Below are 11,450 nucleotides of genomic sequence, written 5' to 3'. Positions count from 1 at the left end.
GGGCCGGTTCCACAGCCACACCGAGCGCCGCCGTGCCTCGGCACCGTCAACAAGGGGGAGCGCCAAGTGCGTCGAAGGATCGAGGCGGGAGCATGAGCAACGCTGCCGCGACCGGCTACTGCCGGGTGACGGTCGTCGCCCCGGACCGCCGGATCGACGTCGCCCTGCCCGAGGACATCCCGCTCGCGGACGTCTACCCCGAGGTGCTGCGCCTGGCCAACCAGAGCCAGCCCGACGGCACCCCCACCGGCTTCCACCTGGTCCGCCGCGACGGCACCGTCCTCGACAGCGGACTGCCGCTGGCCGCCCAGCAGGTCCGCGACGGCGACCTGCTCGCGCTGCGCCCCTTCGCCGAGTCCCTCCCGCCGGCCGTCTACGACGACGTCGCCGACGCCATCGCCAGCGCCGTCGAGGCCGACCGCCGGTTCTGGACCGCCGAGCTGATGCGCGGCTTCGGCCTGATCGGCGCCGGGGTGCTGCTCACCCTGCTCGGCTTCGCACTCTGGTTCTCCGACCTGCGCCACGACATGCACGGCCTGCCCGGCGTCCTGGCCGGTGTCACCGCCGTCGTGCTCACCGCGCTGGCCGGCGTGCGCGCCCGGGTCTACCAGGACGCCCACGCCGCCCTCGCCCTCGGCCTCGGCGCGCTGCCGCACGCCATGATCGGCGGCAGCGGCCTCATCGCCGTCGCCCACCCGTGGGACGGCCCCGGCCGGATCCAGTTCCTGGCGGGCTGCGTCGCCGTCCTGGTGGTCGCCGTGCTGCTGGTCGGCCTGCTGCCGGAGAAGGACGCGGTGTTCGTCGCCGCCGCCCTGGTCGCCGCCGCCGGCGCGCTCGCCACCTTCGCCGCCGTCCTGATGCCCGGGACCCCGGCCGGACACATCGCCGCCGTCACCGGTGTCGCCGCCGTCGCCGTGGTCGGCTTCCTGCCCGGCCTCTCCGCCCGCTTCGCCCGGCTGCCGGTCGGCTTCAGCGCCCCCGGCCAGACCCGCACCCGCAGCCGCGACTACGACGAGGAGGCCGAGCGCGCCGAGGCCGTCCAGTACGAGAAGATCGCCCACCAGGCCCGCCGCGGCCACGAGGTGCTGGTCGGCCTGGTCGGCGGCTGCGCCGCGGTCGTGGTCGGCGCCTGCGCCGTCCTCGGCTTCACCGACGAGACCTTCCCCGAGCTGCTCGCGCTCGCCCTGGGCCTGGCCACCATGCTGCGCGCCCGGCTGTTCCGCTACACCGCGCAGGTCCTCAGCCTCACCGTGGCCGGTCTGCTCGGTCTGTGTCTGCTGATCGTCGGGTTGTCCCTGCACACCCCGCAGTTCTTCCTGCGGGTGGCCGGCTCCACCACCCAGCTCGACCTGCGCACCATCTGGCTGGCGATTTCCATCGCCTTCGGGGCCGCGCTTCTCGTCGCGATCTCCCTGGTGGTGCCCCGGCTCGGCGTCTCCCCGTTCTGGGGGCGCATCCTGGACCTGGTGGACAGTCTCACCCTGATCTCGCTCGTCCCGCTGGCGCTGGCCGTCCTGGACATCTACCGGCTGGTCCGCGGCGCCACCGGCTGACCCGCCCGGCCCGCTCCGTGCCGCCCACCGGCCCCGCGAACCGACCGGATGGGCGGCACTGGTACGCTTGGCCTTCGAGCGCAGCCGTGTGTCCGCCGCCCCGTCGTGGGCTGCAGAGCGGCGGCCGCGCTCACGGCACCGAGTTCTCGCAGAGTTCCTGTGTTGTCGACCAGGACCGCTCGGTACACCCAAAGGAGTTGCAGTGGCTCTCGCCTCTGACGTCAAGAAGCAGATCATCGCCGAGTTCGGCCAGAAGGAGGGGGACACCGGTTCCCCCGAGGTTCAGGTGGCCATGCTCTCCCGTCGCATCTCGGACCTGACCGAGCACCTGAAGGCGCACAAGCACGACCACCACTCGCGTCGTGGCCTGCTGATCCTGGTCGGCCAGCGCCGCCGCCTGCTGCAGTACCTGGCCAAGAAGGACATCGAGCGCTTCCGTACGCTCGTCGACCGCCTGGGCATCCGCCGCGGTGCCGCCGGCGGCGCCCGCTAAGACCGCCGCTCGGGGCGGCTCCCCACACCGGGGAGCCGCCCCTCGCGCGTATGCCGCGGCCCTTCGGCCGCGGCGCCCGGCCATAACAACTCGCGCGCACCTCCCCGGGTGCCCGAGGATTGCACCGTAGGGTTGTGGGCATGCCGGGTGATGGCGCACCAGCGCGCCACCCGGGCAGACGAACCCGAACCCCCCCCGCGGGCCGAAGGCTTCAAACGGAAGCCGCCCGCATCCGAGAGAGCGTCCAGACGCGAACCGCCCGCCCCGGCCCGGCAGCCGTGAGGCGCCGGTCCTCGGTAGTGGCCGTCGGAACCCCCGCAGACCGAGCGGGGCACTCCGGAGGCTTCGATCGAAGACCGGCCCGACTGCCGCCCTCCCTGACGAGGGCCCGGGCCGACCCCGAGGCAGTGCGCGGGGACGCTCTCCCGGAAACGTACGAAAGAGGAGATCTTCCAGGTGGAAGAGAACGTGTTCTACGCCGAGGCCGTGATCGACAACGGTTCCTTCGGCACCCGTACCATCCGCTTCGAGACGGGCCGCCTGGCCCGTCAGGCCGCCGGCTCCGTCGTGGCCTACCTGGACGACGACACCATGGTGCTGTCGGCCACCAGCGCGTCCAAGCAGCCGAAGGAGCACTTCGACTTCTTCCCGCTGACCGTGGACGTCGAGGAGCGGATGTACGCCGCGGGCCGCATCCCCGGCTCGTTCTTCCGTCGCGAGGGCCGGCCCTCCGAGGACGCGATCCTCACCTGCCGCCTGATCGACCGCCCGCTGCGCCCGTCCTTCGTCAAGGGCCTGCGCAACGAGGTCCAGGTCGTCTGCACCGTGATGGCGCTCAACCCCGACCACCTGTACGACGTGGTCGCGATCAACGCCGCCTCCGCCTCCACCCAGCTGGCGGGCCTGCCGTTCTCCGGCCCGATCGGTGGCGTGCGCGTCGCGCTGATCAACGGCCAGTGGGTGGCCTTCCCGACCCACAGCGAGCTTGAGTCGGCCGTCTTCGACATGGTCGTCGCCGGTCGCGCCCTGCCGGACGGCGACGTCGCGATCATGATGGTCGAGGCCGAGGCCACCGACAAGACCATCAAGCTGGTCGAGGGCGGCGCCGAGGCGCCGACCGAGGAGGTCGTCGCGGCCGGTCTGGACGCCGCGAAGCCGTTCATCAAGGTCCTCTGCGCCGCGCAGGCCCAGCTGGCCGCCCAGGCCGCCAAGCCGACCGGCGAGTTCCCGGTCTTCCTGGACTACCAGGACGACGTCCTCGCCGCGCTGACCGCCGCCGTCAAGGACGAGCTCGCCCAGGCCCTCACCATCCCGGGCAAGCAGGAGCGCAACAACGAGCTGGACCGCGTCAAGGCGCTGGCCGCCGAGAAGCTGCTCCCCGAGTTCGAGGGCCGCGAGAAGGAGATCAGCGCCGCCTACAACGCGCTGACCAAGAAGATCGTCCGCGAGCGCGTCATCACGGACAAGGTCCGCATCGACGGCCGTGGCGTCACCGACATCCGCACCCTGGCCGCCGAGGTCGAGGCCATCCCGCGGGTGCACGGCTCGGCCCTGTTCGAGCGCGGCGAGACCCAGATCCTGGGTGTCACCACGCTGAACATGCTGCGCATGGAACAGCAGCTGGACACGCTCTCCCCGGAGACGCGCCGCCGCTACATGCACAACTACAACTTCCCGCCGTACTCCGTGGGCGAGACCGGCCGCGTGGGCGCCCCCAAGCGCCGCGAGATCGGCCACGGCGCGCTGGCCGAGCGGGCCATCCTGCCCGTGCTGCCCTCCCGCGAGGACTTCCCGTACGCCATCCGTCAGGTGTCCGAGGCGCTCAGCTCCAACGGCTCCACCTCGATGGGCTCGGTCTGCGCCTCGACCATGTCGCTGCTGAACGCCGGTGTGCCGCTGAAGGCCGCCGTCGCCGGCATCGCCATGGGCCTGATCTCCCAGGAGATCGACGGTGAGACCCACTACGTCACGCTGACCGACATCCTCGGTGCCGAGGACGCGTACGGCGACATGGACTTCAAGGTCGCCGGTACCCGCAACTTCATCACCGCCCTCCAGCTGGACACCAAGCTGAACGGCATCCCGGCGTCGGTGCTCGCCGCCGCGCTGAAGCAGGCCAAGGACGCCCGCCTGCACATCCTCGACGTGATGAACGAGGCCATCGACTCCCCGGACGAGATGTCCCCGAACGCGCCGCGCATCATCACCATCAAGATCCCGGTGGACAAGATCGGTGAGGTCATCGGCCCCAAGGGCAAGATGATCAACCAGATCCAGGAGGACACCGGCGCCGAGATCACGATCGAGGACGACGGCACCATCTACATCGGTGCCGCCGACGGCCCGGCCGCCGAGGCCGCCCGCACCACGATCAACCAGATCGCCAACCCGACCATGCCGGAGGTCGGCGAGCGCTACCTGGGCACCGTGGTCAAGACCACGACCTTCGGCGCGTTCGTGTCGCTGATGCCGGGCAAGGACGGCCTGCTGCACATCTCGCAGATCCGCAAGCTGGCCGGCGGCAAGCGCGTGGAGAACGTCGAGGACGTTCTCGGCGTCGGCGCCAAGGTGCAGGTCGAGATCGCCGAGATCGACCCGCGCGGCAAGCTCTCGCTGATCCCGGTCGTCGAGGGCGAGGAAGGCGGCGAGGCCGCTTCCGAGTGAAGCGCCGCTAGCTGACCCCTGCGGCCCGTACGCCTCGCGGCGTGCGGGCCGCACCCCGTTGTCCACGCTTTCGTCCGTACGTGCCTTCGCCACGTGCGTTTCCTCTGGAGGTACCCCCCGTGGCGCAGGCCCCGGCGGTAAAGCAGCGTCCCGGCACCACCCGGACCCTGCTCAAGGGCGTCGACGGCGCCGGCACGGTGCGCCGCACCGTCCTCCCCGGCGGCCTGCGGGTCGTCACCGAGACCCTGCCGACGGTGCGCTCCGCGACCTTCGGCATCTGGGTCGGCGTCGGCTCGCGGGACGAGACCCCGCAGCTCAACGGCGCTACCCACTACCTGGAGCACCTGCTCTTCAAGGGCACCGAGCGGCGCAGCGCGCTGGACATCTCGGCGGCCCTGGACGCGGTCGGCGGCGAGATGAACGCCTTCACCGCGAAGGAGAACACCTGCTACTACGCCCGGGTCCTGGACACCGACCTGCCGCTGGCCATCGACGTGGTCTGCGACATGCTCACCGGCTCGCTGATCCGCACCGAGGACGTGGAGGCCGAGCGCGGCGTCATCCTCGAGGAGATGGCGATGGCCGAGGACGACCCGGGCGACGTGGTGCACGACCTGTTCGCCAAGGTGATCTTCGGCAGCGGCCCGCTCGGCCGCCCGATCCTCGGCACCCAGGAGACCATCAAGACGCTCACCCGGGACCAGATCGCCGGGTTCTACCACCGCCGCTACCGCCCCGAGCACCTGGTCGTCTCGGCGGCCGGCAACCTCGACCACCGCAAGGTGGTCAAGCAGGTCGAGCAGGCCTTCGCCCCGGTGCTGGCCCGCTCCACCGCGGCCCCCGCCGAGGCCCGTCGCGGCGTCAAGGCGCTGCGGACGGCCGGCAAGGTCGAGGTGCTCAACCGCTCCACCGAGCAGGCCCACCTGGTGCTGGGCGTGCCCGGCGTGCCGCGGCACGACGAGCGCCGCTGGGCGATGGGCGTGCTCAACGCGGCCCTGGGCGGCGGGATGAGCTCCCGGCTGTTCCAGGAGGTCCGCGAGAAGCGCGGCCTGGCGTACTCGGTCTACTCGTACTCCTCGTCGTACGCGGACAGCGGCCTGTTCGGCATCTACGCCGGCTGCCAGCCCAAGCGGGTCGAGGAGGTGCTGCGGATCTGCCGCACCGAGCTGGCCAAGGTGGTCGCCGAGGGCATCACCGAGGAGGAGCTGCAGCGCGCGATCGGGCAGATCTCCGGCTCCACCGTGCTCGGCATGGAGGACACCGGTTCGCTGATGAACCGGATCGGCAAGGCCGAGCTCAGTTACGGGCACCACCTGTCGGTGGACGAGATGCTGGAGCGGATCGCGGAGGTGACCCTGGAGGACGTCCACGAGGTCGCCCGTGATGTGCTGGGCGCGTACCGGCCGTCGCTGGCGCTGATCGGCCCGGTCAACGACAAGCGGGCCGCCAAGCTCGCCGATCTGCTGGTGTGAGAGGACGTTTCCCCATGACGCTGCGTGTCGCCGTGATCGGCGCCAAGGGCCGGATCGGCTCCGAGGCGGTCAAGGCCGTCGAGGCCGCTCCGGACCTGGACCTGGTGGCCACCCTCGGCCGCGGGTCGAAGCTGGAGGAGCTGACCGAGGCCGGGGCGCAGGTCGTCGTCGAGCTGACCCACCCGGACTCGGTGATGGGCAACCTCGACTACTGCCTGCGGCACGGCATCCACGTGGTCACCGGCACCACCGGCTGGACGGACGAGCGGCTCGCCACCGTCCGCGGCCGGCTGGACCAGGCCCCGGAGCTCGGCCTGCTGATCGCGCCGAACTTCTCCATCGGCGCGATCCTCGGCATGAAGTTCTCCCAGATCGCCGCCCGGTACTTCGAGTCGGTCGAGGTGGTCGAGCTGCACCACGACCGCAAGGCCGACGCCCCCAGCGGCACCGCCACCCGGACGGCGCAGCTGATCGCGGCCGCCCGGGCCGAGGCCGGCCGCCCGCCGCAGCAGGACCCGACCACCCACAGCCTGCCCGGCGCGCGCGGCGCCGACGTGGACGGGGTGCCGGTGCACGCCGTCCGGCTGCGCGGCCTGCTGGCCCACCAGCAGGTGATGTTCGGCGACACCGGCGAGACGCTCACCATCCGGCACGACTCGCTGCACCACAGCAGCTTCATGCCGGGGATCCTGCTGGGCGTGCGCAAGGTCGTCGAGACGCCGGGGCTGACCTTCGGCCTCGAGCACTTCCTGGACCTGTGACCGTGGTGACTTCCAGGAGCGTGTCATGACCTCCCGTACCGGCTTCTTCGCCCTGTCCGGCGTGCTGCTGCTGGTCGCCCTGCTCTGCGTGGGGGAGGGCGTCCAGCTGATCGCCACCGGCAAGCCGCTCGGCATCGGCATCGGCGTCTGCGCCTTCGTCATCCCGGTGATCGGCGTCTGGTTCCTACGCCAGACCGTCCGCTTCGGGCGGGACAGCGAGCGGCTCGCCCGCGAGCTGGAGGCCGAGGGCGGCCTGCCGGTGGACGAGCTGAAGCGCAGTACGGGCGGGCGGATCGACCGGGCCTCGGCCGACGCGGTCTTCGCCCGCCGCCAGGAGGAGGCGGAGGTCGCGCCGGGCGACTGGCGGGTCTGGTTCCGCCTCGCGGTGGCCTACGCCGACGCCGGTGACACCCCGCGCGCCCGCAAGACCATGCAGCACGCCATCAAGCTGCACAGCACCGAACCCGCAAGGAGCAACGCGTGAGCGACGAACCGACGGCCCCCAGCTTCCGCAGCGACGTGACGGTGGAGCTGGTCCGCAGCGCCGCCGCCGACTCGGACGTCATCTGGGCGGCCCGTGTCTCGACCGCGGGGGAGCAGTCCCTGGAGGCGCTCTCGCAGGACCCGGAGAAGTCCAAGGGTCTGATCAACTTCCTGATGCGCGACCGGCACGGCACGCCCTTCGAGCACAACTCGATGACCTTCTTCATCAGCGCGCCCATCTTCGTGTTCCGGGAGTTCCACCGGCACCGCAGCGGCTGGTCGTACAACGAGGAGTCCGGCCGCTACCGCGAGCTGCAGCCGGTCTTCTACGTCCCGGCCGAGGAGCGCAAGCTGGTCCAGGAAGGCCGCCCGGGCAAGTACGAGTTCACCGAGGGCACGCCCGAGCAGCACAAGACCACCACCGAGGCGATGGAGGCCGCGTACCGCGAGTCCTACGCCCGCTACCAGGAGATGCTGGCGGCCGGGGTGGCCCGCGAGGTGGCCCGCGCGGTGCTGCCGGTCGGCCTGTTCTCCTCGATGTACGCGACCTGCAACTCGCGTTCGCTGATGCACTTCCTGTCGCTGCGGACCAGGCGGGAGAACTCGGCGGTGCCGTCGTTCCCGCAGCGCGAGATCGAGATGGTCGCCGAGCAGATGGAGGAGCAGTGGGCGCGGCTCATGCCGCTCACCCATGCGGCCTTCGAGAAGCACGGCCGAGTCGCCCCCTGACCTGGGACGACAGGCATATGGGCTGAGTGTCTGGCATGTCTGGATTGCGGCTTTTCTAGCCGCTCCCTACATTCGTGAGCACGGATTCCGGTGCTGGCCGAACCCCCGAGCGGGCAGCACCGGAATCCCACTTCACCGCCTGTTTCCACCGCTCATCGCCGCTGCCCCCTGTCCGAACCCTGGACCGGTGTGGATACCGCCCCACCGCCTACGAGTAGTTTTGGACACATGGCTCCGACCTCCACCCCCCAGACGCCGTTCGGCCGGGTCCTGACCGCGATGGTCACCCCGTTCACCGCCGACGGCGGACTCGACCTCGACGGCGCCCAGCGCCTCGCCACGCACCTCGTCGACTCCGGGAACGACGGCCTCGTCGTCAACGGCACCACCGGTGAGTCCCCGACCACCAGCGATGCCGAGAAGGCCCGACTGGTCCGCGCCGTGGTGGAGGCGGTCGGGGATCGCGCCCACGTGGTGGCCGGCGTCGGCACCAACGACACCCACCACAGCATCGAGCTGGCCCGGCAGGCGCAGGCCGCCGGCGCGCACGGCCTGCTGGCCGTCACGCCGTACTACAGCAAGCCCCCACAGGAGGGCCTGTACCGGCACACCGTCGCCCTCGCCGACGCCACCGAGCTGCCGGTCATGCTGTACGACATCCCGGGCCGCAGCGCGGTGGCGCTGAGCCACGAGACGCTGGTCCGCCTCGGCGAGCACCCCCGGATCGTCGCCAACAAGGACGCCAAGGGCGACCTCGGCGCCGCGTCCTGGGCGATCGCCCGCTCCGACCTGGCCTGGTACTCCGGCGACGACATCCTGAACCTGCCGCTGCTGTCCGTCGGCGCCGCCGGCGTGGTCAGCGTCGTCGGGCACGTCGTGGCCGGCGAGCTGCGCGCGATGGTCGACGCCTACCTGGCGGGCGATGTGGTCAAGGCCACCAGCGTCCACCAGCGCCTGCTGCCGGTGTTCAGCGGTATGTTCCGCACCCAGGGCGTGATCCTGACCAAGGCCGCCCTGGAGCTCCAAGGCCTGCCGGCCGGCCCGCTGCGGCTGCCGCTGATCGGCGCGACGCCCGAGGAGATCGCGAAATTGAAGCAGGATCTCGCCGCCGGCGGGGTACACCTGTAGCAGACACAGACGTGCGCGCCCCGGCTCGCCGGACCTCCCCGGGTCCGTCGCTGGACCGGACCGAAGGCGCGAGTGCACACACCCGGACCCAGTAGGAAACGACACTGAGTACGCACGCCATATGTCTCCAGGGGAGGACCCCGGGCATATGGCGTGCGTCGTGAGGAGAGTCTTTTGAGCCACCCGCATCCTGAGCTCGGCGCGCCCCCGGCCCTGAAGGAGGGCGCCCTCCGTATCACTCCGCTTGGCGGCCTCGGCGAGATCGGCCGCAACATGACGGTCCTCGAGTACGGGGACCGCATCCTGATCATCGACTGCGGCGTCCTCTTCCCCGAGGACGAGCAGCCCGGCGTGGACCTGATCCTCCCGGACTTCAGCTACATCCGGGACCGCCTCGACAAGGTCGACGGCATCGTCCTCACCCACGGCCACGAGGACCACATCGGCGCCGTCCCGTTCCTCCTGCGGGAGAACCCGGACATCCCGCTGATCGGCTCCAAGCTGACCCTGGCCCTGATCGAGGCCAAGCTCGCCGAGCACCGGATCCGCCCGTACGTGCTGGAGGTCAAGGAGGGCGAGCGCGAGCGCATCGGCCCCTTCGACTGCGAGTTCATCGCGGTCAACCACTCCATCCCGGACGCCCTCGCCGTGGCCGTCCGCACCCCCGCCGGCATGGTCGTGGCCACCGGTGACTTCAAGATGGACCAGCTGCCGCTCGACGGCCGCCTCACCGACCTGCCGACCTTCGCCAAGCTGGCGGAGGAGGGCATGGACCTGCTGCTGGTGGACTCCACCAACGCCGAGGTCCCCGGCTTCATCCCGCACGAGCGCGACATCTCGGCGGCGCTGCGAAACGTTTTCGCGAACGCCGACAAGCGGATCATCGTCGCCTCCTTCGCCAGCCACGTGCACCGCATCCAGCAGGTCCTGGACGCCGCGCACGAGTACAAGCGCAAGGTCGCCTTCGTCGGCCGCTCGATGGTCCGCAACATGGGCATCGCCCGCGACCTCGGCTACCTGAAGGTCCCCGGCAACATGGTCGTGGACGTCAAGCAGCTGGACGACCTGCCGGACAAGGAGGTCGTGCTGATCTGCACCGGTTCGCAGGGCGAGCCGATGGCCGCGCTGTCCCGGATGGCCAACCGCGACCACCAGATCCGCATCGTCGAGGGCGACACCGTCGTCCTGGCGTCCTCCCTGATCCCGGGCAACGAGAACGCCGTCTACCGGGTGATCAACGGCCTGACCCGCTGGGGCGCCAAGGTCGTGCACAAGGGCAACGCCAAGGTGCACGTCTCCGGCCACGCCTCGGCCGGCGAGCTGCTCTACTTCTTCAACATCTGCAAGCCGCGCAACCTGATGCCGGTCCACGGCGAGTGGCGCCACCTGCGCGCGGCCGCCGAGCTGGGCGTCGCCACCGGGGTGCCGCGCAACCGCGTGGTCATCGCCGAGGACGGCGTCTGCGTCGACCTGGAGGGCGGCGTCGCCCGGATCGTCGGCAAGGTACAGGCCGGGTACGTCTACGTGGACGGTGCCTCGGTCGGCGACATCAGCGAGGCCTCGCTCAAGGACCGCAAGATCCTCGGCGAGGAGGGCTTCATCTCGGTCTTCGTCGCAGTCGACTCGACCAACGGCAAGATGGTCGGCGGCCCGACCATTCAGGCCCGCGGCTCCGGCATCGACGACAACGCGTTCGTCCCGGTCGTCGCCAAGCTCCAGGAAGCCCTGGACCGTTCGGCGAGCGACGGGGTGCTGGAGCCCCGCCAGGTGCAGCAGCTGGTCCGCCGGACCATCGGTAAGTGGGTCGCGGACAACTACCGCCGCCGGCCGATGATCCTGCCGGTCGTGGTCGAGGTCTGACGCTCGCTCGTCGAGCCCTGACGCTCGTTCGTCCCCGGCCGAGGTCGGTTTGACGTGGGGCGGCCCGGTGCGTAGTGTTCTCCGGGTTGCCCCACGGGACGGCCCCTCGGAAACTGGCTCGAATCTGAATTCGAGAACAACCGGGGAAAACGGCCCGAGAAACTCTGGTAGAGTTCGGGAGCGCCGAAAGGCAAAAAGCCGATTGGATGAAAGAAACTCCGGAAAACGGAGCGGAAAACATCTGATAAGCTTGAAACACGAAAGAACGAAGCCCGGAGGGCCCGCTGGAAGGCGGTCCGAAGGAAGC

General features: G+C 70.7%; 9 protein-coding genes. All 9 read left to right on the top strand.

Annotation, left to right across the window (positions count from 1 at the left end; all coding sequences use genetic code 11):
• Nucleotides 1-92 precede the first annotated feature (92 nt).
• Complete coding sequence (gene eccD, locus ACZ52J_RS37145) at nucleotides 93-1,553, top strand: type VII secretion integral membrane protein EccD (RefSeq protein ID WP_465625216.1); 1,461 nt, start codon at nucleotides 93-95, stop codon at nucleotides 1,551-1,553.
• Between the two features lie 202 nt (nucleotides 1,554-1,755).
• Nucleotides 1,756-2,046, top strand: a complete 291-nt coding sequence (gene rpsO, locus ACZ52J_RS37140; RefSeq protein ID WP_148645116.1) for a 30S ribosomal protein S15 — start codon at nucleotides 1,756-1,758, stop codon at nucleotides 2,044-2,046.
• A gap of 456 nt (nucleotides 2,047-2,502) precedes the next feature.
• Nucleotides 2,503-4,710 (top strand): polyribonucleotide nucleotidyltransferase, encoded by a 2,208-nt coding sequence (locus ACZ52J_RS37135; protein ID WP_360505260.1) that lies wholly within the window; start codon nucleotides 2,503-2,505, stop codon nucleotides 4,708-4,710.
• Nucleotides 4,711-4,829: 119 nt separating this feature from the next.
• Nucleotides 4,830-6,182, top strand: coding sequence for a M16 family metallopeptidase (locus ACZ52J_RS37130; RefSeq protein ID WP_360505258.1), 1,353 nt, complete (start codon nucleotides 4,830-4,832; stop codon nucleotides 6,180-6,182).
• Nucleotides 6,183-6,196: 14 nt separating this feature from the next.
• Nucleotides 6,197-6,943, top strand: coding sequence for a 4-hydroxy-tetrahydrodipicolinate reductase (dapB, locus tag ACZ52J_RS37125; RefSeq protein ID WP_360505256.1), 747 nt, complete (start codon nucleotides 6,197-6,199; stop codon nucleotides 6,941-6,943).
• Between the two features lie 25 nt (nucleotides 6,944-6,968).
• Nucleotides 6,969-7,427 carry a tetratricopeptide repeat protein gene (locus ACZ52J_RS37120; protein ID WP_360505254.1) on the top strand — a complete coding sequence of 153 codons (459 nt, stop codon included), beginning with the start codon at nucleotides 6,969-6,971 and terminating at the stop codon, nucleotides 7,425-7,427.
• Complete coding sequence (gene thyX, locus ACZ52J_RS37115; RefSeq protein ID WP_360505252.1) at nucleotides 7,424-8,155, top strand: FAD-dependent thymidylate synthase; 732 nt, start codon at nucleotides 7,424-7,426, stop codon at nucleotides 8,153-8,155. The genes ACZ52J_RS37120 and thyX overlap by 4 nt, the downstream gene beginning before the upstream one ends.
• A gap of 228 nt (nucleotides 8,156-8,383) precedes the next feature.
• Nucleotides 8,384-9,283: a 4-hydroxy-tetrahydrodipicolinate synthase gene (dapA, locus tag ACZ52J_RS37110; protein ID WP_360505250.1), complete on the top strand. Its 900-nt coding sequence runs from the start codon at nucleotides 8,384-8,386 to the stop codon at nucleotides 9,281-9,283.
• A 174-nt stretch (nucleotides 9,284-9,457) separates the two neighbouring features.
• Nucleotides 9,458-11,143 carry a ribonuclease J gene (locus ACZ52J_RS37105; RefSeq protein ID WP_360505248.1) on the top strand — a complete coding sequence of 562 codons (1,686 nt, stop codon included), beginning with the start codon at nucleotides 9,458-9,460 and terminating at the stop codon, nucleotides 11,141-11,143.
• The last annotated feature ends 307 nt before the right edge of the window (nucleotides 11,144-11,450 follow it).

The sequence above is a fragment of the Kitasatospora sp. NPDC034035 genome (assembly GCF_055575755.1).
Note: the sequence above shows the minus strand (reverse complement) of the source record. Positions and strands in the feature narration are given on the sequence as shown.

Coding starts and splice junctions, on each gene's coding strand:
- eccD (WP_465625216.1), top strand. CDS start 93: ATGAGCAACGCTGCCGCGACCGGCTACTGCCGGGTGACGGTCGTCGCC.
- dapB (WP_360505256.1), top strand. CDS start 6,197: ATGACGCTGCGTGTCGCCGTGATCGGCGCCAAGGGCCGGATCGGCTCC.
- ACZ52J_RS37120 (WP_360505254.1), top strand. CDS start 6,969: ATGACCTCCCGTACCGGCTTCTTCGCCCTGTCCGGCGTGCTGCTGCTG.
- dapA (WP_360505250.1), top strand. CDS start 8,384: ATGGCTCCGACCTCCACCCCCCAGACGCCGTTCGGCCGGGTCCTGACC.